Origin of the sequence: Polaribacter sp. KT 15 (assembly GCF_900143115.1) — a bacterium.
GTDB classification, from domain to species: Bacteria; Bacteroidota; Bacteroidia; order Flavobacteriales; family Flavobacteriaceae; genus Polaribacter; species Polaribacter marinaquae.
On sequence record NZ_LT670850.1, the window covers coordinates 1,132,790 to 1,159,325 of the forward strand.

Annotated in this window: 22 protein-coding genes; 3 read left to right on the plus strand and 19 right to left on the minus strand. The window is 28.5% G+C overall.

The features are described 5' to 3' along the window. Position 1: 1 nt before the first annotated feature. The 12 genes from B5464_RS05250 to rnpA form a co-directional block, all read right to left on the minus strand. Positions 2-1,087: a glycosyltransferase gene (locus tag B5464_RS05250; protein ID WP_079737497.1), complete on the minus strand. Its 1,086-nt coding sequence runs from the start codon at positions 1,085-1,087 to the stop codon at positions 2-4. After that, positions 1,065-1,832 carry an O-antigen ligase family protein gene (locus B5464_RS14435; protein WP_172830859.1) on the minus strand — a complete coding sequence of 256 codons (768 nt, stop codon included), beginning with the start codon at positions 1,830-1,832 and terminating at the stop codon, positions 1,065-1,067. The genes B5464_RS05250 and B5464_RS14435 overlap by 23 nt, the downstream gene beginning before the upstream one ends. 403 nt (positions 1,833-2,235) lie before the next feature. Further along, positions 2,236-2,988, minus strand: a complete 753-nt coding sequence (locus B5464_RS05260) for a glycosyltransferase family 2 protein (protein WP_079737499.1) — start codon at positions 2,986-2,988, stop codon at positions 2,236-2,238. A 5-nt stretch (positions 2,989-2,993) separates the two neighbouring features. Then, entirely contained in the window at positions 2,994-3,530 is a 537-nt protein-coding gene (locus B5464_RS05265) for an acyltransferase (protein WP_172830860.1), read from the minus strand. A gap of 54 nt (positions 3,531-3,584) precedes the next feature. Further along, positions 3,585-4,730 carry a glycosyltransferase gene (locus B5464_RS05270; protein ID WP_079737501.1) on the minus strand — a complete coding sequence of 382 codons (1,146 nt, stop codon included), beginning with the start codon at positions 4,728-4,730 and terminating at the stop codon, positions 3,585-3,587. A gap of 56 nt (positions 4,731-4,786) precedes the next feature. After that, positions 4,787-6,106 carry a flippase gene (locus tag B5464_RS05275; RefSeq protein ID WP_079737502.1) on the minus strand — a complete coding sequence of 440 codons (1,320 nt, stop codon included), beginning with the start codon at positions 6,104-6,106 and terminating at the stop codon, positions 4,787-4,789. Between the two features lie 35 nt (positions 6,107-6,141). Next, on the minus strand, positions 6,142-6,681 hold the full coding sequence (rfbC, locus tag B5464_RS05280) for a dTDP-4-dehydrorhamnose 3,5-epimerase (protein ID WP_079737503.1): 540 nt from the start codon (positions 6,679-6,681) through the stop codon (positions 6,142-6,144). Then, complete coding sequence (locus tag B5464_RS05285; RefSeq protein WP_079737504.1) at positions 6,681-7,307, minus strand: sugar phosphate nucleotidyltransferase; 627 nt, start codon at positions 7,305-7,307, stop codon at positions 6,681-6,683. Before B5464_RS05285 ends, rfbC begins: the two co-directional genes overlap by 1 nt. 2 nt (positions 7,308-7,309) lie before the next feature. Then, positions 7,310-8,365 (minus strand): hypothetical protein, encoded by a 1,056-nt coding sequence (locus B5464_RS05290; RefSeq protein ID WP_079737505.1) that lies wholly within the window; start codon positions 8,363-8,365, stop codon positions 7,310-7,312. A gap of 21 nt (positions 8,366-8,386) precedes the next feature. Further along, the gene (locus B5464_RS05295) at positions 8,387-10,075 is read right to left on the minus strand and encodes a hypothetical protein (RefSeq protein WP_079737506.1); all 1,689 of its coding nucleotides are present in this window, start codon (positions 10,073-10,075) and stop codon (positions 8,387-8,389) included. A gap of 27 nt (positions 10,076-10,102) precedes the next feature. After that, positions 10,103-11,737, minus strand: a complete 1,635-nt coding sequence (locus B5464_RS05300; protein ID WP_079737507.1) for a S41 family peptidase — start codon at positions 11,735-11,737, stop codon at positions 10,103-10,105. After that, entirely contained in the window at positions 11,724-12,116 is a 393-nt protein-coding gene (rnpA, locus tag B5464_RS05305; RefSeq protein WP_079737508.1) for a ribonuclease P protein component, read from the minus strand. Before rnpA ends, B5464_RS05300 begins: the two co-directional genes overlap by 14 nt. Before the next feature lie 162 nt (positions 12,117-12,278). Here rnpA and B5464_RS05310 point away from each other — a divergent pair, with 162 nt between their 5' ends. Then, a complete protein-coding gene (locus tag B5464_RS05310) occupies positions 12,279-13,457 on the plus strand; it encodes an acyl-CoA dehydrogenase family protein (RefSeq protein WP_079737509.1) in 1,179 nt (392 codons plus the stop codon). Between the two features lie 109 nt (positions 13,458-13,566). Then, entirely contained in the window at positions 13,567-14,277 is a 711-nt protein-coding gene (locus tag B5464_RS05315; protein ID WP_154066936.1) for an SGNH/GDSL hydrolase family protein, read from the plus strand. Between the two features lie 233 nt (positions 14,278-14,510). On the opposite strand, the gene B5464_RS05320 is transcribed toward B5464_RS05315, so the two are convergent. Further along, positions 14,511-15,092: a methyltransferase domain-containing protein gene (locus tag B5464_RS05320; protein WP_079737511.1), complete on the minus strand. Its 582-nt coding sequence runs from the start codon at positions 15,090-15,092 to the stop codon at positions 14,511-14,513. A gap of 185 nt (positions 15,093-15,277) precedes the next feature. Here B5464_RS05320 and B5464_RS05325 point away from each other — a divergent pair, with 185 nt between their 5' ends. Beyond that, complete coding sequence (locus tag B5464_RS05325) at positions 15,278-18,019, plus strand: outer membrane beta-barrel protein (protein ID WP_079737512.1); 2,742 nt, start codon at positions 15,278-15,280, stop codon at positions 18,017-18,019. Between the two features lie 55 nt (positions 18,020-18,074). Here the strand turns inward: B5464_RS05325 and B5464_RS05330 are convergent, their stop codons facing one another. The 6 genes from B5464_RS05330 to B5464_RS05355 form a co-directional block, all read right to left on the minus strand. Beyond that, on the minus strand, positions 18,075-18,260 hold the full coding sequence (locus B5464_RS05330; protein ID WP_077810366.1) for a DUF2892 domain-containing protein: 186 nt from the start codon (positions 18,258-18,260) through the stop codon (positions 18,075-18,077). Between the two features lie 13 nt (positions 18,261-18,273). Beyond that, positions 18,274-21,468: an efflux RND transporter permease subunit gene (locus B5464_RS05335; RefSeq protein WP_079737513.1), complete on the minus strand. Its 3,195-nt coding sequence runs from the start codon at positions 21,466-21,468 to the stop codon at positions 18,274-18,276. 108 nt (positions 21,469-21,576) lie between these two features. Then, positions 21,577-22,656, minus strand: coding sequence for an efflux RND transporter periplasmic adaptor subunit (locus B5464_RS05340; RefSeq protein ID WP_079737514.1), 1,080 nt, complete (start codon positions 22,654-22,656; stop codon positions 21,577-21,579). Positions 22,657-22,664: 8 nt separating this feature from the next. Then, positions 22,665-23,975: a TolC family protein gene (locus B5464_RS05345; RefSeq protein WP_079737515.1), complete on the minus strand. Its 1,311-nt coding sequence runs from the start codon at positions 23,973-23,975 to the stop codon at positions 22,665-22,667. A gap of 138 nt (positions 23,976-24,113) precedes the next feature. Next, a complete protein-coding gene (gene cydB / locus B5464_RS05350; protein ID WP_077810370.1) occupies positions 24,114-25,151 on the minus strand; it encodes a cytochrome d ubiquinol oxidase subunit II in 1,038 nt (345 codons plus the stop codon). A gap of 10 nt (positions 25,152-25,161) precedes the next feature. Then, positions 25,162-26,517: a cytochrome ubiquinol oxidase subunit I gene (locus B5464_RS05355; RefSeq protein ID WP_079737516.1), complete on the minus strand. Its 1,356-nt coding sequence runs from the start codon at positions 26,515-26,517 to the stop codon at positions 25,162-25,164. Positions 26,518-26,536: the final 19 nt, after the last annotated feature.

Below are 26,536 nucleotides of genomic sequence, written 5' to 3' on the forward strand. Positions count from 1 at the left end.
TTTACTTTTCAAATTTACAAGATTTATATAATGTTATCCAATCTTCTAATTTTGTTGACCAAGAATAATTATTTACTACAAAATTGTATAATTTTTCTCCGTTTAATTTTCTTTCCTCAGAATTCCAATTTAGAACTTCATCTAAAGCTTTTATTAACTCTTTCGTATTAGGATTAATTAATTTTCCCCCATTATTATTCCAATCTAAATTTAAACCTGTTTGATAAGTGGTTATTACAGGTGTTTTTAGTATACCTGCCTCTAAATTTACCATACCAATGACCTCTGAGTGTGATGGAGCTACTAAAACATGCGCATTCTTAATTAGATTTTGTTTTTTATCTCCAGTAATTAAACCTAAAAATTTTACTTTACTACTAATTCCTAAACTTGATATTAAGATATCTAATGATTCTTTATAATTATTTATTTTTCCTGCAATAATTAATTTTACATCATCATGTTTTATCTCTGCAAATGCATTAATCAAAATATCAATTCCTTTCTTAGAATCTAATCTACCTAAATAAAAAATATACTTTTCTTTATTTTGATTAGTAGTTTTTACATTCTTAACGTTTGATATTAAATTTGGTATTTCTACAATTTTATTATTATTAAATAAATCTATCAAATTACTTCTTTCGCCAGGAGTAATCGCATGTATAAAACTTGCTTTTTTAAAAACATTTTTTACTACATTATTAAAATATAGTTTCTTTTTTAATGTTCCTTTTTTCCATAACCAAGGTTCATACATACCGTGACAACTTAAAATAAATGGAATCTTATTTTTTATTGAAAATTTTGCAGCTTTATATTGTGGGTATGTCCATACACCATGAATATGAATTACATCAAAGTTAAATTCTTTATGAATGGCTGTTAACTTATCTAACCATTCTGATGAATATAACCAAGGTTTATTGGTTTCTACTATAAAAATATTATCTAAACTTTCTTGTTTCGATGATAAGATATGCGATACAAATCCTGCTTTATTTAAATAATAATTTAGATTTTTTATCACTGTTCTTAATCCTCCACTTTCAATCGAATAATCTTCAACAACATGTAATATCTTCATTATTATTTTTTAGGAAAATTAATAAAAAAAAGTAAAATTCTGGTGGAAAATAATGACCTTCTCTAATTAATTTTAACATCAAATAAAAAAATACGCTTTGCTGCTCTATTTTCTTATCGTTTTTAAACAAAATATAACTTCTGAAAACAAAATACAGAAAGAAAAGAAAAGCGAATATTCCTAAATCTGCTATCATTCTTAAGAAAAGTGAGTTTGCATCTGTTTTATTTATTTTAGAATGCTTTAAAGTTATTAAATATGGAGGTGGTTTAATTAAAGAATAATACTTTTCATATTCGTGTCTATAACTACCCAAACCAGCTCCTAAAGGTTTATCTAAAAAAACTTCTTTTGTTATAAAAGCATTACTTAAAAAAGCATAGGAACTTAAGTTTGTGTTTTTTTGAAATTTCCCTGTATAAATAGCACTTAAAGATTTATTAGTTTCTTTTATTTTTCTTACTAGAGGATTACTTTTATTTTCATCTACAGGTTTATTCCAAATTGAGCTCAAGTAAAAAACACTAACACCTAACAAAACAATTACTAACCAAGAATACTTTAAAAAAAACTTTACTTTTATTAATGGTAAAATAATTATTAAAGCTAATCCAATAAAACCAATTGATGATTTTGATAAAAATATAGTTATTACTAACATAGATAATCTTAAGTATTTTTTATCTCTTAGAAAAAAATACGTTGCTGGAAGCATAATTGCAGCATAGTGTGCTGGCTCAGACATAAGGCCATTTAGCCTATAAATAGAAAAAGAATTTATATTTAAATAAAACATAAATATAGATAGGATTGCGATATAAAAAGCAAAATCTAAATACACAGTAAAAAGTTTCTTTACACTAAATAGTTTTATAAGATTATGATAATAGATACTACTGATAGAAATACCTAAAAGTTGAGCTATCAATAACTTTATAGGACTGAGTAATAATAAATAACTAATAACACCATGAACAGCAAAAAAACCAAGTATATAAATTAAATTTTTATGTATTGTGATTTTTTTACTAGACGCTAAAATGAAAAAGTTAGATAGTAAAATCACATAATAGAGCTTTATGTCTATTACAAAATGAAAAAAAAATGCTTCTGTAAAAAGTGCAAAAACACTACTACAAATTATATATTTATCTAATAATCGCATTTAATATAGTTTTTACTTTGTATTTAAACATCCATTTAAAATAATATATTTTAGCGATAATATAATGGGTTTCTCCTGTTTCTATTTTAGCTTTTGTAGTTTCTAAATATACATTTTTTACTTGGCTATTACTAATACCTCCATCTGCCATAATTGCTGTAAGATCATTAAACCAATGAGTTTTTAAGTTTTCTTTTGCTCTTAACAACAACTCATAGTCTCCAGCTATTTTATAATCTGTATTATAAAAACCATACTTTTTAAAATAGTTTTTATTGTGAAATGCACCTACGTGAGCAATATTCATTGCTTTTTTATATTGTTTCCAAATCCACTTATCTTTAATAATCTTACCTCCTTCTACTTTTACTTTAGAATGTATAAAATCTATGTCTTTGGTTTGTTTTTCAATTTCTAGTTTATAGTTTTCTAGAGCATCTTTTAAATAATAATCATCTGACCCTAGGAAAGATATCCAATCTCCTGTTGCTTTATTTATACCTTTGTTAAAAGCGTCATAAATTCCAGAATCCTTTTCTGAAATCCAAGTAAATAAAATATTTCTTTTTTTAAATTCTAATTCATAAGATTTAATAATATCTACTGTACCATCCAAAGATTTTCCATCTATTATAATGTACTCAAAATCAGAAATTGTTTGAGTAAGTAAAGAGTCAATAGTTCTTTTTAAAGTTTTTTCGCTATTGTAGGTTACAGTTATAATACTAAAAAACATATTTTTTAATTTTCTATTTTCTTTATAAACTTAGCAGGATTACCACCCCAAACTTCATTGTTTGGAATACTTTTAGCAACAACACTTCCTGCAGCAACTACAGCATTTTCTCCAATTACAACCCCTTTTAAAACTATAGAACCAGCTCCTATAAAAGCTCCTTGTTTAATTAAAACTGGAGCAGATTTTATACCTGTTTCTGTGTCTTTAATTCTATCTTTTATATAAATAGAATGAAAATCTGTGTCGTAAATCTTACAATCTCCACCTATAAAAACAAAACTATCAATATCTATTTTGTGACTGCAAAAAATTGCGCAATTTGATAAACCTACATTATCTCCTATTGTAAGTTTTGCTTTGTCTGCTACAACAATGCTTGTAAAAGTCTGTCCTCCTATTGGGTTTGTAATATAACTAGAGTTAATTAAAACGTTATTCCCTAAAGTAAAACTCCCTTTTCCTTTTAAAAATAAAGAACCATTTACTTTAAAATTATCTCCAAATTTTATATCGAAAATTTTGAACTTTATATAATTCAATAATTTGGATTTTAAAAAATAAAAAAATAAGAAGACCCTATATGTCATGCACTTTTAGTTTATTAAATTATTATAAATTGCATAAACCTTTTTATTATTAGTTTTATGACAAAAATTATTTTCAGCAAATTTTCTAGCATTTGTTTTCATAGCAAATAATAACTCTTTATTATCCTTAAGAGTTATTATTTTACTTACAGCTTCATTATAATCACCAAAACTATAAACAAAACCCGTATTATTTTTATCTAAAAGTGTATTTTGAGATTTTACATTTGAAACTAAAACAGGAATAGACATTGATTGAGCTTCTATAACAGATCTAGAAAAATGTGGTGTTTTAAAAGGGCTTATTAATAAATCTATCATTTGCATTTTATTTTGCACATCTTTAACCATACCTTTTATAATTACATTATCTGGCATTTGTTTTGCTATCTTTTTTATTTCTGCATTTACAATTTCTGACTCAAAACCATAAATTAATATTTTAATATTATTTTCTATTTCTTTTAGTTTTGTTGCAATCAACAATAAATCTTCAATTCCGTTTTCTATATTAAACCTTGCAAAAAAACCAACGATAAAATCTGACTTTTGTAATCCTATTTTTTCTCTTTCCTCATTTCTTACTAATTCATTAAAAGTATAAAGACTTGTATCAATAGAATTTTTTATGATTTCAAATCTATTTTTTTTAAAAGGCTCTGATTCATAATTATTAATTGGAATGAAAAAATCTACAAATTTATTATTAAAAAAACTTAAAATTCCACCAAAAAAATTATCTAATAAAGGCTCTCTTATATGAGAGATTACTTTAATATTTTTAAAGAATATTTTGGCAACAAAACCGTAAACAAATAAACAACTTGTGTTTAAATGAATAATACTTGGTTTTACTTTTTTTATTACTTTATAGGCAGCAAAAATATTTGGCATTATGTATAAAATATTTTTAACCAACAACCTAAAACTCATTCCAGAAACTGTAGTTCCATGAAAAGCGAATAACCTACTTTTACTAATAATAACTTGTGCTTTTTCTTTTATAAATAAATCTTTTGCAGGACCATTAATTAACATATAAACATAAGGTTTATATTTTTTTTTATCTAAACCACTAATTAAAATAGATAGACTCTTAGGAGCTCCACCTAACTCACCCGCATGATGAATATATAAAATTTTATCTGCCATTACAATACTTATTATCTATGAAGTTCACAATAAATTAACAACTTGCAAGCAAGTTATTAATTTATAAAGAGAATAGACTTTAATTTTAATTTAAAATTTACTCTTAATTCTTTAAAAAACAAATCATAAAACACCCCAACAAAAGCGTAAGAAATAAGAGTTGATACTGCCGCACCTACTAATCCAAATTCATTTATTAAAACAATGTTTAATATTACGTTTAAAAAAGCACCAATAATATTTCTATAGAAAGAATGTAAATAAAAACCTTCTGCTACCAACCATTTTGAACTAATGGTTGTAAAAAAGAAAAATATATTAGACCATATATAAATACTTAAAATCTTATAAGAATTATAAAAACTACTTCCATATAAAACCTCAATAATCCATTCTCCAAAAAAAGTAATAAATAATGATATAAAAACAGCTAACCAGAAAAGCAAACTATAAAGATTTGTAATTCTTTTATGATAAATCTTTTGATCTTTAGATTTATAAAATAGAATTGCTGGAAAAAAAGAAGCCGCAATTATATTAGGTATAAAATACCAAACTTCACTTAAACTAATAGAAACTGCATATAAACCTGCTGCATTTGCACCTAAAATTTCCTTTACCATTATCTGATCTATTTTAACATAAACTATATACATCATACCACTTAAAAAAAGAGGCCAGCTTCTTTTAAGTAGGCTTAATGCATAATTTTTGTCAAAATTTAAAATAGAAATTTTAATTTTATTTTCATTAAAATAAATAAAAGTACATAAATGAGTTATTAAGAACTCTAAAACAATAACAATAGCAAAATATTGAACTGGGGCATTTACATTTATTAAAACAACCTTTATTATACTAGATATGACTACTGCGATAATTCTGGAATAAACAACAAACTTAGATTTTACTTGACTTTGAAAATAAAAATCGAAAACTTCTAAACTCTGGAAAATTAAAAAGGAAGAAAAAATTAAAATTAGAAGCCTAACCTCTAAAAACTCTTTATTTAAGAATACAAAAGAAACTAAAAAAATTAAAGAAACTAAACCAAAAAAAAGTTTTGTTAAAAAAGCTGTTCCTAAAATTTTACTTATTTCTATTTTATCTTTTGCTTTTACAAGTTCTTTAACAATAATATCATTTAAGCCTATCATTGCAATCGGTAAAAACAAAGCTACTAAACTATTACTATATGCCAAAAGACCATAGGTTTCTGGTCCTAAATATCTAGCTACCCATGCTGTAATAAATATGGCAGAAAAAAAACCTAAAAATTTACTAATAAAAAGCCATAAAGTGTTACTAAAATACTTTATAAAATTTTCATTTTCTCTTATTTTAATAAATCTATTTACTAGTGATTTAAATAACATTTTTTAGTTTCTATACTTAGTGAAATTATCTTCATTTAAAACATCATAAAATCTTTAAGTAATTTATCTTTTTCAGAAAGAATAATTTTATTTGACGGAATTTTCCAATCTATATTCAAATCTTTATCATTATAAAGTACTCCATCTTCTGCATCAGGTTCGTAATAGTTATCGCATTTATAAGACACAATAGTATCGTCTTCTAATACCGAAAAACCATGTAAAAACCCTCTAGGAACTAATAATTGTTTATTATTTTCTCCTGACAGTTCTACTGAAAATACTTTACCATAGGTTTCTGAATTTTTTCTGACATCTACAGCTACATCCAAAATTCTACCTTTAACAACCCTTACTAACTTAGTCTGTGCAAATTCTCCTTTTTGTAGATGCAAACCTCTAATAACACCGTATTGAGAAGTAGATTGATTTCCTAAAACAAAATCACCTTTAAAACCAGTTTTTTCTGCAAACTCTTTTTTATTAAATTCTAATAAAAAACTTCCTCTTTCGTCTCCAAAAACTTGTGTTTCTAAAACGAAACAACCCTTTAAATAAGTTTCAGTTACTTTCATTATACTTTTAATAAATTGTTAGAATAACCACTTTTTAATAGTGGTTTTGTTATAGTTAAGAGTTGTTCTTTATTTATAAAACCGGCTCTAAAAGCAGCTTCTTCTATAGAACCTATTTTTAAACCTTGCCTTTCCTCAATTACTTGTACAAATTGACCTGCTTGCATTAAAGAATTAAATGTACCGGTGTCTAACCAAGCCGTTCCTCTATCTAGAATTTCTACAGAAAGTTTTCCTTTTTGAAGATACATGTTATTTACTTCAGTTATTTCTAATTCACCTCTTTTACTAGGTTTAATGTTTTTGGCAATTTCTACGACTTCATTATCATAAAAATATATTCCAGGTACGGCGTAACTAGATTTAAGCACTTCTAGTTTTTCTTCTATAGAGATTGCTTTTAAGTTTTTATCAAACAACTTGTTTAGTAAATCTCTATCGCAAATATCACCTTTAATAAAAGTATAATTTTTATGATTTTCTACTTCCTTTAAATTTTCTAAATCTCCGGCATATGAAAGTACATCTAGATTAATAATTTTACAATCACTATTCTTTTCTAAATAATAAGGAATAAAATTAGAACCAATAAACCCTGCACCACCAGTAACTAAAATAGATTTCATAGTTACTTTTTATAAGTATTTAAATAAGTATTTAGCTTGAGAACTAATAAAATTAAAATTACCAATACTGATAAAGCAATTGCTAACTGAAAACCTAAATTTTTAGTTACACCTTTAATTTCATAACCAATCGGTTGAAAATCTGAAATCACATTTATAACCTCATATTTTTTAGATTTATTTTCAACAATGCTTCTTAATTCAGAATTTAACTTTCTGTTTGTTTCAAAAAGCTCTAACTCTTTGGTAGTTCTTTTCTCTCCCCCTAAATCTATGCTTGTTCCGTTAGATTGCTTTTTAGCTTCTTCTACCATAACCTGCATATAAACCCTTCTTAAAGAATCTACTTGACCTAGATTTTGTCTAAGTAAAGAATCTGTTCTATTCAAATTCTCGTTAGTTAACTCTTTAATTCTATTAAAGTATTTATTTTCTGTAACAGATTCTAAGATAACATTACTTAACTTATCAAAAACATCATTTTTAGTGGCTATAACAGTAATTTCATGAAGTTTATAATCTAATTCTTCAAATGAATTTTTATAATCTTCAAACTTGTAGCTTTTTACCGTTGTAGTATCTACAGATTTTATAAAATCATCATAAGAATTAATTATATCGCTTTTATTTTTAATTGGTTCAATTTCAAATTTCTTTAAAGATCCTGCAGATTTTTTATCAATTTGAAATATACTTTGAATTCTAGAAGTATCTTTTTGCTTCACTAAATCATTATAAAAATTTACATTATTATAAAGTTGTCTAGCACTTTCAAAATTTGGTTCTACAAGTAAAGTAGATCCAAATGTATTTTCTTTTTTGACTTCTAAAAATAAACCTACGGTAAAACCAATAACTGCGGCTATTGCTATTTTTAAAAAATTACTTCTTAAGAAAATTAAGATTGAAATAAAGAAATGAAAAATCCCTTTAAAAATATTTCCAATAAAATTGAAAAACTTAGAAAAACCTTTACCAATTATAACAAATAAAGATCCTAAATCTACCTCTTCTTCGTTATTATTGGCTTGGTTGTTTGGTTGTTGATTTGTTGCCATTTTTACTTATTAAAAAACAGTTTAACTGTTAAAAATTTGTTCTAAAATCTTCTGAGTAATTGCATAGGTTGGTGTTACACCTGTCATTCCTAAACCTCCAGAGGCTAAAGTTGCACCTGTTTCTAAAGGATTATCTGATGCATAATATGCGTATCTTACTTGTACATCTTCAGAAATATTTCCTCTAATTTTAGATGCAGACTGTATTGCTTTTTGGTAATGCGCTCCTTCCATTTCTAAACCGATCACATTCCATGTAGAATCATGAAAGAATTTTAGTAAATCTTTATTTTGTAATGAAGTTCCTAAAACAGAAATCATAGAACCATCAAAAACCTCGATACCAAAGCCTTCTAAATCTTCTTTTGCTAACTCGTTTTTAAATGGATAATTATCTGCTGTACCCTCAAAAATATGTGCAGAAGGTATCATTATATCTCCTTTTCCACCTTCCAAAATTCCGGCTTTACCCATAATAGAAACAGACTTTACATCTAAATGTGTTTTAACACCTTTAGTACACGTATAAGGTTTCAACAATTCATCCATAGTTTCGAATGCTTGCTCACCAAAAGCATAATCCATTACCACAATAACTGCATTGTCTTCTACATTTTCTAATTTAGAAAACGATAAAATATCAAAATCTATTTTTGCTGTATCTATTATTTGTACATTAATATTTGTACCAGATGTATCTTTTAAATAAATAAGACCATTTGCCGTTGCAAAATCTTTTACTTTTTTCTGAAGCGGCTTACTATCTGTATTACTTAGTAGTTGATACAACTCAAAACCTTGTAATTTTTCTGCTTCTTTTGGCAATGCATTTTTAGCATACACCGAGTTTAAAACACTATGCATGTTTGCACTAATGATATGAATTGGTCTTGCTAAAAGTTTATTATCATTTAAAACCTTCTTAATATCATTCGCCCAAATTTCACCATAAATATGATGTCCTATTTCTTCGACTAAAACAGAACTAAAAGTTACTGTTCTCTTATTATTTTCTACAACTTCGTTTATTGCCAGCTTACCTAACCAATATATTAATTGAAAAAATCTATCTGGATTTTCTGCTGTTGAAAAAGTATTATAAATATTAGAAACCTCATCAAAAGTTCTACCTAAAATATTACCTAAATGTACAATGGTAACTTCTCTTTCTTTCTCTGTAATTTCTTTATGATGAAGAACAATATCTTCTAAGTTTTTCCATTCTCTGGTAAAATCTTCACCATCATTTAAAGTAACTCTTTCTTGAATTTTATGAGATTCAATAAAAAGAAAAGTTAAATGCGTTAAAATATCGTAGATTTCAGATCTTCCTCTGGTAATCTCAATATTCATTTGATCTTTATCAATTCTGTAACAATTTCTTCTTCTTTTTGGCGGAATTATTGCTTCAAAATGAGAATTCTTATATCCTTCGTCTGCAGTTAAATTTATAAACTGACATTCCTCAATTCCTTCAGGAAGTCTTTCTATTACATAAGTTAAACCACTCAATTCTATTCTTTCTTCTGCTATAGAACCATAAATTTCTGGTCTTAAAAGCAATAAAGATTTACGTAATGTTTCACCTGAAACACCCATCGGTTTATAAAAACCTCTACTAAATAAATGGCGCATAGAAATATATAATTTCTCAATTGCATTTGTAGACTCTTGCGCTCTTGTTCTTGTTATTTTTTTAATTTCTGACATATCTTAATTTACTTCACAAATATAAAACTATTTACCTGATAGTATTTGTGTGTATTGGGTTGGGTTGTTTAACAAAGCTACTGCTTGCGAAATAGCTTCATCATTTTTTAAATTATACTTATAAACGCCTTCTTTATAAAAGTATCTTTCTAGAATTTCTGCCTCTAAAAGTGCTGTAATAATATCTTTATTTTTAGAGATTTCTTTAATTTTATCGTCTGCTAATTTTTCTTTTATCTTGCTATATTCCGAAGAAACATTATTTTCTTTTGAAGCTAAAAATGCTTTTTTAAACAACGATTCTTGCACTGTTGTAAATGTTGTATCTACCTTTAAAAACTCTGCAAAACGACTAAATTCTTTATTGCTAAATTTAAAATCTTCTAAACTTTTAGATGTTAAATTATTGTAATAATAATCTGTAGCAAAGTTAAAAATAGCTCTAGATTTAATTAATGCATCTGTTGTTTCATTCTTTTTAGAAGTTTTAATTTCTACATCTGGCATTACACCACCACCATCATAAACAGTTCTTCCGTTTGCAGTTTTAAAAGCATTAATTCCTTTATCAGAAAACTTAGGTATTTTACCCGTTTCAAGATCTCTGTTTTCATAATCTAACTCTTGTATACATCGCCCACTTGGTGTATAATACTTAGAAATAGTAAGCTTTAATTGCGTGCCGTAAGTTAACTCTCTATAGCGTTGTACCAAACCTTTACCAAAAGATCTTTTACCCATAATTACAGCTCTATCATAATCTTGTAAAGAACCGCTAACAATTTCTGATGCCGATGCAGAACGTTCGTTAATTAAAACTACAATAGGAATTTCTAAATCTAAAGGATCATTTTTAGAAGTATATGTGTTGCTCCATTTTTTAATTTTTGCTTTTGTACTCACTATTTTTTTTCCTTTAGGTAAAAAGAAATTAGAAATTCTAATAGACTCTAATAACGATCCACCAGGATTATACCTTAAATCGAAAACAAGTTTTTTCATTCCTTGTTTTTTTAATTTTCTATATGCTTTTTTTACTTCGGATGAAGCTTTGTCATTAAAACGAGTTAAGGTAATGTAACCGGTTTCTGCATCAATCATTTCTGCAAACGGAACCGGATTAACAACTACTTTTTCTCTAATAATTTCTTTAGTAAAAGATTTACTTTGTCTAACAACCTCAACAGAAAACTTACTATTTGGTGTTCCTTTTAAAAACATAGACAATTGTTCTCTATTCATGTTTTTAATAGATTGATTGTCTACAGCTACAATTACATCACCTGCTTTTAAACCTGCTTTATCCGCAGAATATCCTTTATAAACTTCGCTAATTTCTATACCTTGTTTTGTGTAAAATACAGAAACTCCGATACCGCCATATTCACCAGCTCTTCTAATTCTTGCTGTTTCTACATCTTGTTCGTTATAAAAATTTGTGTATGGATCTAAGTCTTTTAGTGTATTTTTAATTGCTCTATTGGTAAGTTCTGCAGGATTAATCTCATCTACATAGTACAGGTTTAATTCCTTAAACAAAGTATTGTAGATTTCTATTTGTTTTGCAACTTCAAAAAACTTCGATTTAAACGAATACGTTAAAAAAACAGTAGCTACTAGAGCAATAATTATAGTTTTCTTTTTTATTTTAAAGTTTTTCATCTTCCTTTTCTTTTACTTTATTTACAAATAACGTTAGTAGTTTTTCCATTTTTAAATACAATTCTTCATATTTAATTTCCTCTCTACCAATATACGAAATCATAAAAACATACGGTTTATCTAAATTGTTATACACAATCTCTTTTTGCAATCGATACGTTTCTCTTAACAATCTTTTTAATCGATTTCTATGCACAGCTAATTTAAAGTTCCTTTTTGCTACAGAAACACCTACTTGACAAGGAAAATCTGACGTATGTTCTGTTTGCACATAAATTAACCTTAGAGGAAAAGTTTTAACAGAATTCCCTTCTGAATACAGTTTTTCTATTAACTTCTTACTCTTTAAACGCTCTTGCTTTCCTAACGTATTTTTCATCTATACAAACTTAATAGAAAACAACTAGTTTTTACAATTTATAACGGCTAACTTTAAAAAAAGTTGTGTATTTTTAGCTTAAATTAGCAATTCTTTTTAATTACTATTGTTAAAAATTAAACAATAATTTATAAATTTGTTTAAAATAAAACATATAAATATATGAAACCCGACTTATTTCAAGCACCAGATTATTATAATCTAGACGATTTATTAACCGAAGAACACAAACTTGTTAGAGATGCAGCAAGAGAATGGGTTAAAAGAGATGTTTCTCCTATCATAGAAGATTATGCTCAAAAAGCAGCGTTCCCAAGACAAATTATCAATGGTTTGGCCGAAATTGGTGCTTTTGGTCCTTATATTCCAGAAGAATATGGTGGCGCAGGTTTAGATCAAATTTCTTATGGGTTGATTATGCAAGAAATAGAACGCGGTGATTCTGGAGTAAGATCTACAGCTTCTGTGCAATCTTCTTTGGTAATGTATCCTATTTTTAAATACGGAAATGAAACGCAAAGAAAAAAATATTTACCAAAATTAGCTTCTGGCGAATGGATGGGATGTTTTGGTTTAACAGAGCCAAATCACGGTTCTAATCCGGCAGGAATGGAAACCAATTTTAAAGATAAAGGCGATCATTATTTATTAAATGGTGCTAAAATGTGGATTTCGAATGCTCCGTTTGCACAAGTTGCAGTTGTTTGGGCAAAAAATGAAGAAGGTAGAATACATGGTTTGATTGTAGAAAGGGGTATGGAAGGTTTTTCTACACCAGAAACACACAACAAATGGTCTTTACGCGCATCATCTACAGGAGAATTAATTTTTGACAATGTAAAAGTGCCAAAAGAAAATTTATTACCAAATAAATCTGGCTTGGGCGCACCATTAGGTTGTTTAGATTCTGCAAGATATGGTATTGCTTGGGGCGCAATTGGTGCAGCGATGGATTGTTATGATACCGCGCTTCGTTATTGTAAAGAAAGAATTCAGTTTGGCAAACCAATTGGTCAGTTTCAATTGCAACAAAAAAAGTTAGCAGAAATGATTACCGAAATTACAAAAGCACAATTGCTGGCTTGGAGATTAGGAACTTTAAAAAATCAAGATAAAGCTACTTCTGCTCAAATATCGATGGCAAAACGTAATAATGTAGATATGGCATTAAAAGTAGCCAGAGAAGCAAGACAAATGTTAGGTGGAATGGGAATTTCTGGAGAATATTCTATCATGCGTCATATGATGAATTTAGAAAGTGTTGTTACTTATGAAGGTACACACGACATTCATTTACTTATAACAGGTTTAGATATTACTGGCTTTAATGCATTTAAATAAAACACTCAAATTGTAAGGTTTACATTGATATTCAGACAAAAACAAGATGAAAAAGCCTATTCTAAGTATTTTTATTTGTTTTTGTCTGTTTCTTGTTTCATGCGGAAGTATGAATGATCAAATAGAAACAATTGAAGAAATTGATGAAATTAAAGACGAAGTAGTTGTTATTGATGTAGAAGTAGATTCGACTTCAGTAAACAATTCAAATACAAAAAACTTCAAAATATTATCTTTAGGTGACAGTTATACAATTGGCCAAAGCGTTTGCGAAACTTGTAGATATCCGGTGCAATTAAAAGATAGTTTGCTAAAAAAATATCCCGAAGGATCTACAATTGATCTTAAAATTATTGCTAGAACTGGTTGGACAACTACTGACTTAATTAATGCTATCAATTCTCAAAACATTTCTGAGGATTATAATTTAGCGACTTTATTAATAGGCGTAAATAATCAATATAGATTTAGTAATATGGCTGTCTTCGAAGAAGAATTTCCTTTACTAGTTGATACTGCTATAAAAGCTATTGGTGATGAGAAAAATAAGTTAATTGTTATTTCTATACCCGATTATTCTTTTACACCATTATTTAAAGATAATACTGATATTTCAAAGCAAATAGACAATTACAACAAGTTTATAGAAGAATATTGTACTAAAAATGATATTACTTATGTAAATATAACTGATATTTCTCGTGAAGGTTTAACAAATCCTAATTTGGTAGCATCAGATAATTTACATCTTTCGGAATTGGCGTACACAAAATTTATACAAAGAATTTTACCTTTAGCTTTAAAGAAATTAAATAATTAAGAGGCTTTCGATAATAAAACATGAGGGCATCTTTTACAATTAATTCCCTTCTTTTTATATTTATTACAGCATTTATTTTTTGGCTTAATACAACTTGAAGAACAAACAGAATTACAAGCAACTTCTTGCTTTAACTGAATTGTTGGTGCAGTATTTGTGTAAAAAACAATCATAATCTAAATAATTATACTGCAAATATAAGTATTTATTTAGAATAAATAAAAATAACAAAGTTAATCCTTCAACAATTTTACAAATAACTCTCTACCTTGCCTATTTTTATATGAATTATAACACTTTTCTAAAATGTCTATTTTGAAATGAGAAGAAAAAAGTTTTAAATACTCTTCTAAGTTTCCACCAAAAGGAGGTCTATTTATATTTAACGGAACATTGAACAAAACACCAACTAATTTACCATTTGGTTTTAATAATTCCTTCATTTTAACCGCGTATTTTTCTCTTAAATCTGGTGCAATAGCACAAAAGAAAGTTTGTTCTATAATTAAATCAAAAGTATCATTTACATCAAAAAAATCTGAATTTATCAATTGATTATTCGGCAATTCTGGTATTCTATTATGTAAGTTATTTAAAGCAGTCTTGGAAAGATCAACAACAAAGACATTTTTAAAACCTTGTTTAAAAAGATATTCTGCTTCGTAAGAATTCCCTCCACCCGGTATTAAAATTTTAAGTTCTTTATTCTCTAATTGATCAAAATATGCTTTTAAAGGAGGAGAAACAATACCTAAATCCCAACCAATATCATTATTAATATATCTATTGTCCCAAGCACTTGCAGATAAATCCATTTAAAATCTTCTTTTTATTAGTTTAACAAAAGTACATTTTAAATAAGATCATTTAAAATTTCTATTAGTAACTCATCAGAAATTAAAGCCGTTAAAGTTCCTTAAAGTATTCATAAAGTTCTGTTAAATGGCATAAACTTCTACTTATTAGTTAAATATTTGCAAAATAATACTAACAAACTCAAATGAAAAAAATATTACTTTTAATTGCTTTTTTAGCGACATCTTTAACCTATTCGCAAAAAAAAGACTTTACAATTAGCGGAATCATAAAATCTGCTGAAGATAAAGAAATGTTAGAATCTGCAACCGTACATGTAGAAAGGTTAAAAGATAGTAGCATTGTTTCTTATACAATTACAGATGCCAAAGGAGATTTTAAAATTGTTTCTAATACAGGCGATTCTAAATTAAAGTTAGTAGTTTCTTTTATTGGTTTCGAGTCATATTCTAAAATTATAGATGTAAAAAATCAAAACGTTGGTACATTATATCTAAAATCTGCCAATACTTTAGATGCTATTGTTATTAGATCTTCTGCGCCAATTACTATAAAAAAAGATACGGTAGAATTTAATGTAAAATCATTTAAAACAAAAGCAGATGCTAATGTAGAAGATTTACTTAAAAAATTACCAGGTGTAGAGGTAGATGCAGAAGGTACAATTACTGTAAACGGTAAAGAGGTAAATAAAATTCTTGTAAATGGTAAACCTTTTTTTGGTAACGACCCTACAATTACAACTAGAAACTTAACAAAAGAAATTATAGAGAAAATTCAGATTTCTGATACAAAAACAAATGCTCAAGCGTTTGCAGGCGAAGATTCTGATGGAGAAAATAAAACAATAAACTTAACCATAAAGAAAGAAAACAATAAAGGTTATTTTGGTAAAGTAGCTGCGGGTATAGGTACAGATGATCGTTATGAGTATGCTGGTTTAGGAACTCGTTTTGAACAAAGTGAACGAATAGGACTTTTAGCCGGTGGAAACAATATAAACTCGCCAGGTTTTAGTTTTGGTAATCAAAGGCTTCGTTTTGGCGGTAATAATAGAAGTTTTGGTGGCGGACAAGGTATTATTACATCAAATAATTATGGTGTAAATTACATTAACGTGTTCAAGAAAATTTTTGAATTTTCTGGAGATTATTTTTACAAAAACAGTGAATCTAAAAACACTTCTTCTAACAATAGAGAAACGTTTTTATCTAACGGTGAAAGTTTTTTTAGAAACTCTAATAGCAATTCTGTAAACGAAAGCGATAGCCACGATGCAAGTATCGATTTCGAAATTGAAATTGATAGTACTTTTAGAATAGATATTGAATCTGATTTTAACAAGAACTTAAATACAAACACTTTTAACAGTATTTCAGAAAGTTTAAATAATGATAGAACACTTACCAACGATTCTGAAACAAATTCTGTTGCAGATTCTGATAGAAATCAATTTGACAATGAAATTAACTTTTCTAAAAGGTTTGGAAGTAAAGGTGCCTTTATAAGAGCAGAAGTAACAGCAAATTTTAGTGATAATAAAACAGACGATTTTGTAAAATCTGAAACAAATATTTATGGCTCTAATCCTGATCAAATTATCAGAAATCAATATTCTGACGGAAAAACAGAGGTTAAAGAAATTGGTAGTGAATTTACATACCGTTTACCAATTATGGCCAATAAATTATTTTTAGATGTTGCTTATGCATATGGCAACACAAAAACGAAAACAAAACGTAGTACTTTCGATTTTGATCAAGCTACTAACGATTTTACAAGTTTTAGTACTTTATTAAGTACAGATTTCGAGTATTTAGATAAAACGAAAAGACCAAGTTTAGAATTAGAATTTAGAAATGATAAATGGTCTGCATCGGCAGAAATAGCTCAAGTAAATAGAACTTTAGAAAACGTAGATTTTTTAAGACCTGAAACAAATTTAGTTAGAGATTTTAATAATTTAGAATATGGTTTTGGTGTGCGTTTTAGAGAAAGTAGAAGTAGCAGGTATCGTTTAAGATATCGTTTTAGAAATAATACACCTAGTTTATCGCAATTACAACCTTTTAGAGATGAATCTAATCCTTTAAATATTGTAACTGGTAATCCATCTTTAACGCCTTCTAAAACACATTCTTTAAACTTTGGTGCTTCTAATTTTAATTGGCAAAAAAGAACTGGTTTTTGGTCTTTTGCAAACTTAACTTTTACAAATGATAGAGTTGTTGCAAAAACAATCATAGATCCTAACTCTTTAATTAGAGAAACAACTTATGCAAATGTAGATGGCTTTTATAGTTTTAGAGCAGGAGGAAGTTATAGCACTACAAAGAAGTGGGAAGATTTTGGAAGTTTAAGAACAGAATTTAGAGTTTTTGGTAACTATAATAAAAACATCAACTTTAATAACGGAATTCAATACTCAAGTAAAACAGCAACTATTTCACCTAGAATTGGTTTTGATTTTAATTGGGATAAGGTACTTCAAATTAGGCCAGAATATTCAATTTCATTCAATAACAACAAATATGATATCGAAAGTTTTGAGGATAGAAATTTTGTAAGTCATGATGTTACCATACAAACTGCAACATTTTTACCAAAAAAATTAGAATGGAGAAATGACATCAACTATAATTACAATCCTAATATTGCAGATGGTTTTCAAAAAAGTGCTTGGTTCTGGAACACAACTTTACGTTATTCTATCTTAAAAGACCAAGGTGCTATTAGTTTAAAAGTTTATGATATTTTAGATCAAAACACCAATGCAAGAAGAGTTGCAACAGAAGATTACATTCAAGATTCTTCGAGTACGGTTTTAAATCAATACGCAATGTTATCTTTTACCTGGAAATTTAATAGTTTAGGCAGCGCTGGTAAGAAATTTGAAGGAGGAGATAGAAGAAGGTATAGAGGATAAAATCAATATAATACTTAAAAAAAAGCCCGATAAATTAATTTATCGGGCTTTTTTATTATTTTTTAATTCCAAGTTTCATCAAAATAGTTTCTAACAAACACCATTTTGTAAATGCTGATTGTATCATATTTACCCCAATAAACACACCAAACCACAACCATTTAATACTTACATAATAAGTTAATAAAACCATTAAAAGCACCATACAACCAACTATAACTCTAAAATATTTATTCAACATAATTTACTTGTTTTTATTTATAATTCTTTTTTTCTATCATATAATACACCAATGGCACAACCAATAATGTTAAAACAGTAGAAACAATTGTACCTCCCATTAACGAAATTGCCAATCCTTGAAAAATTGGATCAAATAAAATAACAAAGGCTCCAATTACCACTGTACCCGCAGTTAATAAAATTGGTGTTGTTCTTACAGCTCCAGCTTCTATTGCTGCTTGTTTTAACGGGACACCTTCTTCTAGCCTTAAGTTGATAAAATCGATCAATAAAACCGAGTTTCTTACCATAATTCCAGCTAAAGCAATCATTCCAATAAACGATGTTGCTGTAAAAAATGCGCCCATAATCCAGTGTCCTAAAACAATACCTATTAATGATAATGGTATGGCAACCATCATTACAACTGGTGCTTTAAAGTTTTGAAACCAACCTACAATCAAAATATAAATCAAAATAATTGCGCCTAAAAAAGCAATTCCTAAATCTCTAAAAACCTCTAAGGTAATTTGCCATTCTCCATCCCATTTTACAGTATAATCATCTTCGTAATCTGGCTGTCCTAAATACATTTCGTTTAGTTTATAACCTTCTGGAAGCTCAATTTTATTCAATTCTTTTTCCATTCCTAAAATTGCGTATGCAGGACTTTCTAATTCCCCAGCCATATCTGCCATTACATAAACAACACGTTTTTGGTTTTTTCTATAAATACTTTTTTCAGCAATTGTTTCTTTAATTTCAACCAAATCTGAAATAGGAACCATATTTCCCATTTTAGATTTTACTTTTAATTGAGAAATATCAGAAATAGTAGATTTTTCTTTTTCATCTAAACTCAACACCAAACCAACCTGATTTACTGCATTTTCATCATATAAAATTGTTATTGATCTGTTAGATAAAGCCATGTTCATGGTATATGCAATTTGCTGTGGCGCAACACCATACAACATTGCTTTTTCTTTATTTATTTCAAATTGATATTCTTTTTGATCTGCTTCTACCATCCAATCAATATCTACAACATCATCGGTATTTTTTAAGATATTCTGAACATCGTTTGCTATTCTAATTTGCTCTTTATAATCTGGTCCGTATACCTCAGCAACAATTGTCGATAAAACAGGAGGTCCTGGTGGTACCTCTACCAATTTTACATTTGCATTGTATTTTTTTGCAATTTTCTGAATTTCTGGTCTTAGTAATTTAGCAATTTCATGACTTTGAATTGTTCTGTCTCCTTTATCAACCAAATTCACCTGAATATCTGCCATATTAGATCCACCACGTAAATCATAATGACGCACTAATCCATTAAAAGTTATTGGTGCAGAAGTACCAATGTAATTTTGATAATTCACCACTTCTGGTCTAGTAGATAAATACTGAGCAATTTCTTGTGTAACAACACCTGTTCTTTCTAAAGTTGTTCCCTCTGGCATATCTATTACCACCTGAAACTCGTTTTTATTATCAAAAGGCAACATTTTTACTGCAACAGAATTGGTTACAAATAATCCCATAGTTGCAATTAAAACAAAGAATGTTCCTCCTAAAAACAACCATCTTTTGGTTGCATTTTCTAATAAAGGTCTTTCAAACTTGTTGTATACTCTATAAATAAACGTTTCTTCTAACGGTTTTTCAACTTTTTCTTCTCCTCCTTTTTTATCTTTTTCTCTTAAGAAAACATATCCTAAATAAGGTGTAATTGTTAACGCTACAAATAAAGATAAAATCATTGCAATTGATGCTCCTATTGGCATTGGCGCCATATAAGGCCCCATCAAACCAGACACAAAAGCCATTGGTAAAACAGAAGCAATTACAGTAAATGTTGCTAAAATTGTTGGATTACCAACTTCATTAATTGCATATAAAGCTGCTTGTTTAAAAGGCAAGCGTTTCATTTTAAAATGCCTGTGCATGTTTTCTGCAATAATAATAGAATCATCAACTACAATACCTGTAACAAAAACCAATGCAAAAAGCGTAATTCTGTTTAAAGTATAATCTAACATGTAGTAACTCAACAATGTTAAAGCAAATGTAATTGGCACAGATAAAAACACGACCAATCCACCACGCCAACCCATAGCTAACATCACTACAAGTGTTACTGCAATGATAGAACCAATAAGGTGTAATAATAATTCTGATACTTTATGAGAAGCTGTTTCTCCATAATTTCTTGTTACTTCTACATGAACGTCATCTGGTATTAAAGTAGTTCTTAAATGAGCTACTTTATCTAAAACTACCTCAGCAATTTTCATTGCATCTGCTCCTTTTCTTTTAGCAACAGAAATCGTTACTGCAGGATATTCAGATTTATAAGTTTGAGCTTTATCACTTGCTTGTCCAAAACCTAAAGACACATAGTTTTGTGGAATTTCTGGTCCGTCAACAATTGTTGCAATCTGTTTTAAATAAATTGGCAAATTCTGCTGCACACCAACAACTAAGTTTTCTACATCTGTAACAGAAGCTAAAAATTCACCTGTATTTACTAAAAACTCAGTATCGTTTTTATCAAAACTACCAGAACTTAATTGTGTATTATTTGCTTTTATCATTTCAGAAACAGATAAGAAATCTAATCCGCTAGCAGCCAATTTATCTTTATCTAAAACAACTCGTAACTGACGATTTCTTCCTCCAATTTTATGTGTAATAGAAACATCATTTACTTTCTTAATTTCTGTTTCTAACTCTTGCGCCATTTGGCTAATTTGATAATCACTGTAGTTTTCACTCCACAACGTTAAACCTAACATTGGCACATCATCAATAGCACGTGTTTTAACTAACGGAAACGTAACACCTTGTGGCATTTGATCCATATGTTTGTTAATTTCATTATACAATTTCACAAACGAACGCTCAATATCTTCGCCCACATAAAACTGAACAATTACCATTGCTTTTTCGTTCATTGCAGTCGCATACACATACTCTACACCCTTAATATTAGAAATTAATTTCTCTAAAGGTTTTACAACTCTATTTTCTACTTCTGTAGGACTTGCGCCTGGGTAACCCACAAAAATATCTGCCATTGGCACATCAATTTGCGGCTCTTCTTCTCTAGGAATTAAAAACGAAGCATATACGCCAACAAACATAAAAACGATCATTAGAAGCACTGTAAGTTTAGATCCTATAAAGACTTTTGCAATTTTACCAGCTAAACCTTCTTTCATATTATTTATTTTTTTGGCGTTTTAACAGGCTATCCATTTCAATCTTTTTTTGCCATAAATGGCAGCAAAAAAAGGATTTCCATTGCTATCCTTAACGCGGAATGTTAGTTATTGAATTGTAATTTTTGCTCCGTTAAATAATTTTCCTTCAGCAGAAACTATATAAGATTCATCTGCATTTAAACCAGATAAAACTTCAACTTCATTTCCGTAAGTTCTACCTAAGCGTAACCAACGTAAAATTGCTGTGTTACTTTCACTTACTGTATAAACTCCAGATAATTGTCCGTTTTTAACTACTGCTTTTAAAGGAATTAAAACCAACTCAGATTTTACTTTTCTTTCTACAGGAAACTGAACCGTAGAAAACATACCAGATAAAATATTTGCATCTGTTTTTTCTAAAGCTACTTTTACTAAATATTGTCCTCCAGTGTTTTTTGCAGAAGAACTTACTTCTGTAACTTTTCCTTTTACCGTTGTATCAATCGATTTTACTAATACATTTAAGTCTGTTCCTTTGTCAATTTCTGATATTTCTGTTTCTGGCACCATTGCAATCACTTCAAAAACTTTAGGAGTTTCTAAACTAATTAAAGGCATTCCTGGGTTTGCCATATCTCCATTATCAATATTTTTACTTGTAATTACACCACTAAAAGGAGCTGTAATATTAGAATACGTAAACTGTGCATTAATTTCATTTTTCATTTGATTTGCAGATTCTAATCCGGCTTTTGCCATTTCGTAATTTGCAGTCATATCATCCATTTCTTTTTGAGTAACACTGTTGCTTGCAAATAAATTTTTAAAACGGTTGTAATTTTTTTCAGCATTTTTAAAAGCAGCTTTTGCTTGAATTATTCCTGCATTTACTTGTCCTTTTTTAGCTTCTAAATCTGTATTATTAATAGAAACTAACAACTGACCTTTTCTTACTTTATCGCCAACATTTACGTGTACCTTTTTTACGTAACCCATCATTCTAGTACTTAAGTCTGTACTATTTGCTGCTTGTATTTTACCACTAACAGACAAAAATTGGCTATTACTATTTACAGCAACTTTATTTACCGAAATTTTAATGGCAGGAGTATTATCTATTGCTGCTTTTTTTTCTTCGCTACCACAACTTGTAATAAATATTGATGCAGATAAAAACGCGATTATGTAGATATATTTTTTCATTTTAATGATTATTCTTTAGTTAAAAATTCTAAATAAGTTTGTGTAAAATTGTATTCGAAAATTGTTTGGTAATATTCTAATTGCTTTTTAGCAAATTGAGTTTCTGCCATTAACAAATCAGATGTTTTTTCTAATCCTTCTTTAAATCTATTTTTTCTAATTCTTAAAGATTCTTCAGATTGTTGTATTGCTAAACTTGTTAATTCTAATCTATTTTTAGCATCTACTAATTGGCGTTTTACTTTGTTTAATTCTAAATTGCTTTTAGATACATATTGATTGTATTCTAATTTCGATTTTTCAAATTCAGCTTTACTTTTTTTAGCTTTTCCAAAACGTTTAGATCCTTGAAACAAATCCCAACTTAATTGTGCACCAATTAAATATCCGTTTGCATTTCCTTGAAACACTTCATTATCATACATTTCATAACTACCAAAAGCATTTAAACGAGGTAAAAAAGCCATTTTAGCTGCTTTATTCATTGCTTCAAATCCTTTTAAAGCAAGTTCCATTGCTTTGATATCAGATCTGTTTTCTGATATTTTTTTATCATCAACATTAAAACTAACCACTGATAAGGTTTCTGTTGGTTTATAAACGACATAGTTTTTATCATTCATTAAAAAAGACAAATAATTAGAGGCATTTTGCACATTACTTTTTGCAGTTTGTAATTGGTTTTTAACTTCTGTTACTCTTACCTCAACATTTAAAACATCTGCTCGCTGTAAAAATCCTTGTTTAAAACTATTATCTGCCATTTGTTTGTTTGCATTGGCAGCTTTTAACGCTTTTTCTAAAACATCTACTGCTTTATAAGCTAATTGCAATTGCATGTATGCTTTATCTACTTCAAACACCAAGTAATCTTGCGTTCTTTCTGTTTTTAAAGACATTGCTTCCATTTTAGATTTGGCTGCTTTTCTTTGATAAAAACCGTCAAGATTTATTAATGGTTGCTGAATTTCGATCTTTGTAGCAAAATTTCTAGTGGTAGCAGGGTCATTTAATAACGCTGGATTAAAATCATTTTGCGTTAATATTTCTTGATTTAATTTAGAACCAAAAGCCATTAAAGGATTCGTTGTAGAAATACCAGTATGACTTGCTGTAATGTTTGGTAAAAAGACTGCATTGGTTTGATTGTAATCTGCTTTTGCTGCATTAAAATCTTCTTTAGAAATTTTTAAGGATAAATTGTTTTCAAATATTTTAGACAAAACATCAGACTTACCAATCGAAATTATTTCTTGTGCAGGTAATTGTTTAGAAAACAATAACACAATTACAAGCACACTTTTTATTATTTTATTCATCTATTCTATTTTAACAGTACAAAGCTAAATCGAATAAAATCTTTTTTTAGTAACATTAGTTACTAAAGAAAAAGCACTTAAACCATAGAGATTTAAGTGCTTTTTAATTAACTTTTAAATTAAAAACTAAGTTAGTTTCTAATAACTTGTATCATCTAACTTTACCTTACCGTGAAAAGTTTTATATAAAAACAAAAAGTATCCTGCTAAAAGCGGTGCTCCAATTAAAACAATTGTTAACATAATGCCTAAAGATTTTTGAGATGATGCAGCATTATAAATGGTAACACTAAATTTAGGGTCTATGGTAGAAGGCAATAAAACAGGGTACAATTGAAAAGCAACTAGCATTAATAAAAACGCCATTGTTAACGATGAAAAAACCAGAGCATTGCCATATTTTTTCTTTGAAACCAACCTTGGCACATTCGCTACTGCTAAAAAAGCAAGAATTGGTAAAATAAAAAATACAGGGTATTCTTTAAATTTATCGGTAACTCCTGGTAAAAAAACCAAAGTATAAAAAGACGTTACTGTAAATGAAAGAATAAAAAACACCATTCCTTTTTTAAGTAAAAATGTTAATCTTGCATACAAACGTCCTTCTGTTTTTAACAATAAAAAAATGGCACCTTGAGTCATAAAAATAGACAAGGTTGTGAAACCAACCATAATTGCATACGGACTTAAAAAAGCAAAAAATATCCCGCCTTTGTAGCTATAATTTTCTCCTATTTCAAACCCTTGCAGTATGTTTCCTAAAACAACACCCAATAGAAAAGCTATTAAAGTATTGGAAACAAAATAAATAATATCCCATGTTTTTCGCCACCAAATCATTTTTTCTGAACTTCTAAACTTAATAGCCGAAGAACGTAATACCAATAAAACTAAAAATAGCATAAACGGAATATACATTGCAGATAACATAGTTGCATACATTACTGGAAAACCAGCAAACAAAGCACCACCACCAATAATTAACCAAACTTGGTTTGCATCCCAAAGAGGCCCAATTGCATTTATAGCAACACGCCTACTTAAATCTTTTCTTAAAAATAAATGCCATGCTCCTGCACCGTAATCAAAACCTTCTAAAATAGCATATCCAGAAAATAATAATCCAACCACTAAATACCATAATGTTGGGTAATCTACCCCTAAAAAAGTTTCCATATGTATAGCGTTAAACATGTTTTAAAAATTCATTAGGATTTTTAGCTTCATCATAAGGACCATGCTTTATTTTTTTATGCAGAGAATAAATAAACAAAAGAAATAATAACGTATAAACTACTAAAAATAGGATTAACGAAAAGAGAATTTGATTTGATGACACTTCTTGAGAAAAGCCTTCGTTGGTTCTTAAATGCCCATAAACAATCCAAGGTTGTCTACCCATTTCTGCAGCAAACCAACCTACTTGATTGGCTATTTGCGGTAAAATTACCGAGAATGCAAAAATATGTAAAAGCCATCTTTTGTCGAATAATTTTCCTCTCCACCATAAAAAACTTGCATATAATGTTAATGCGATTAAAAACATTCCGATAGCAATCATGATATGATAAAACTGAAAAACTGCATTTACTTGCCCTGGTCTGTCTTCTTCTGGAAAAGCATTTAAGCCAGTAACTGGTGCTTCAAAATCTTGATGTACTAAAAAGGATAATCCACCAGGTAAAGCTAAACCTGTAACTTCTTGACTCTCGTTATCTACCCAACCAAAAAGATACAAATCTGCCGGCGCCGATTTTTCATAATGCCCTTCCATTGCTGCTAATTTAGCTGGCTGATTTTTTGCAACACCATCCGCAGAACTATGCCCAGAAACTAATTGTGTTAAAGAGATAATAGTTGCCACAGCTAAAGCAATTTTAAATGCTTTTTTAGAAATTGTAATATATCGTCCTTTTAAAAGATAATAGGCATGAACACTTAAAACCAAAAAAGCACCTGCTAAAAAAGCTCCTTGCCATACATGAATAATTCTATCTACACTAGATGGGTTAAAAACCATTTCCCAAAAATCGGTAACTTCTGCCCTAGCATTTAAACCTTCACCTACAATATGATAACCTGCAGGAGTTTGTTGCCAACTATTGGCTACAACAATCCAAACTGCAGAAAACATAGAACCTAAAAAAACACCAATTGTAGAAATAAAATGTACTTTCGGTGATACTCTGTTCCATCCAAAAATTAAAATACCCAAAAACGTACTTTCTAAACCAAATGCAAACAAGCCTTCTGCTGCTAATGCACTACCAAAAATATCACCAACATATTTTGAATAAACAGACCAATTGGTACCAAATTCAAACTCCATAATAATTCCGGTAGCAACACCTATACCAAAAGTTATAGCGAATATTTTTAACCAAAAACGAGTTAAAATTTCATAATGTTTATTACCCGTTTTTAAATATAAACCTTCCATTATTACCATAATAAATCCTATTCCTATACTTAAAGGCGGATATATATAGTGAAAGGCAATTGTGAATGCAAACTGAATTCGTGCTAAAATTTCTGTATCCATGATAATGAATTAAATATAC

Excerpts from the sequence above, each read along its gene's own strand:
- B5464_RS05250 (WP_079737497.1), bottom strand. The coding sequence starts at position 1,087 with ATGAAGATATTACATGTTGTTGAAGATTATTCGATTGAAAGTGGAGGA.
- B5464_RS14435 (WP_172830859.1), bottom strand. The coding sequence starts at position 1,832 with ATGTCTGAGCCAGCACACTATGCTGCAATTATGCTTCCAGCAACGTAT.
- B5464_RS05260 (WP_079737499.1), bottom strand. The coding sequence starts at position 2,988 with ATGTTTTTTAGTATTATAACTGTAACCTACAATAGCGAAAAAACTTTA.
- B5464_RS05270 (WP_079737501.1), bottom strand. The coding sequence starts at position 4,730 with ATGGCAGATAAAATTTTATATATTCATCATGCGGGTGAGTTAGGTGGA.
- B5464_RS05275 (WP_079737502.1), bottom strand. The coding sequence starts at position 6,106 with ATGTTATTTAAATCACTAGTAAATAGATTTATTAAAATAAGAGAAAAT.
- rfbC (WP_079737503.1), bottom strand. The coding sequence starts at position 6,681 with ATGAAAGTAACTGAAACTTATTTAAAGGGTTGTTTCGTTTTAGAAACA.
- B5464_RS05285 (WP_079737504.1), bottom strand. The coding sequence starts at position 7,307 with ATGAAATCTATTTTAGTTACTGGTGGTGCAGGGTTTATTGGTTCTAAT.
- B5464_RS05290 (WP_079737505.1), bottom strand. The coding sequence starts at position 8,365 with ATGGCAACAAATCAACAACCAAACAACCAAGCCAATAATAACGAAGAA.
- B5464_RS05295 (WP_079737506.1), bottom strand. The coding sequence starts at position 10,075 with ATGTCAGAAATTAAAAAAATAACAAGAACAAGAGCGCAAGAGTCTACA.
- B5464_RS05300 (WP_079737507.1), bottom strand. The coding sequence starts at position 11,737 with ATGAAAAACTTTAAAATAAAAAAGAAAACTATAATTATTGCTCTAGTA.
- rnpA (WP_079737508.1), bottom strand. The coding sequence starts at position 12,116 with ATGAAAAATACGTTAGGAAAGCAAGAGCGTTTAAAGAGTAAGAAGTTA.
- B5464_RS05310 (WP_079737509.1), top strand. The coding sequence starts at position 12,279 with ATGAAACCCGACTTATTTCAAGCACCAGATTATTATAATCTAGACGAT.
- B5464_RS05315 (WP_154066936.1), top strand. The coding sequence starts at position 13,567 with ATGAATGATCAAATAGAAACAATTGAAGAAATTGATGAAATTAAAGAC.
- B5464_RS05320 (WP_079737511.1), bottom strand. The coding sequence starts at position 15,092 with ATGGATTTATCTGCAAGTGCTTGGGACAATAGATATATTAATAATGAT.
- B5464_RS05325 (WP_079737512.1), top strand. The coding sequence starts at position 15,278 with ATGAAAAAAATATTACTTTTAATTGCTTTTTTAGCGACATCTTTAACC.
- B5464_RS05330 (WP_077810366.1), bottom strand. The coding sequence starts at position 18,260 with ATGTTGAATAAATATTTTAGAGTTATAGTTGGTTGTATGGTGCTTTTA.
- B5464_RS05335 (WP_079737513.1), bottom strand. The coding sequence starts at position 21,468 with ATGAAAGAAGGTTTAGCTGGTAAAATTGCAAAAGTCTTTATAGGATCT.
- B5464_RS05340 (WP_079737514.1), bottom strand. The coding sequence starts at position 22,656 with ATGAAAAAATATATCTACATAATCGCGTTTTTATCTGCATCAATATTT.
- B5464_RS05345 (WP_079737515.1), bottom strand. The coding sequence starts at position 23,975 with ATGAATAAAATAATAAAAAGTGTGCTTGTAATTGTGTTATTGTTTTCT.
- cydB (WP_077810370.1), bottom strand. The coding sequence starts at position 25,151 with ATGGAAACTTTTTTAGGGGTAGATTACCCAACATTATGGTATTTAGTG.
- B5464_RS05355 (WP_079737516.1), bottom strand. The coding sequence starts at position 26,517 with ATGGATACAGAAATTTTAGCACGAATTCAGTTTGCATTCACAATTGCC.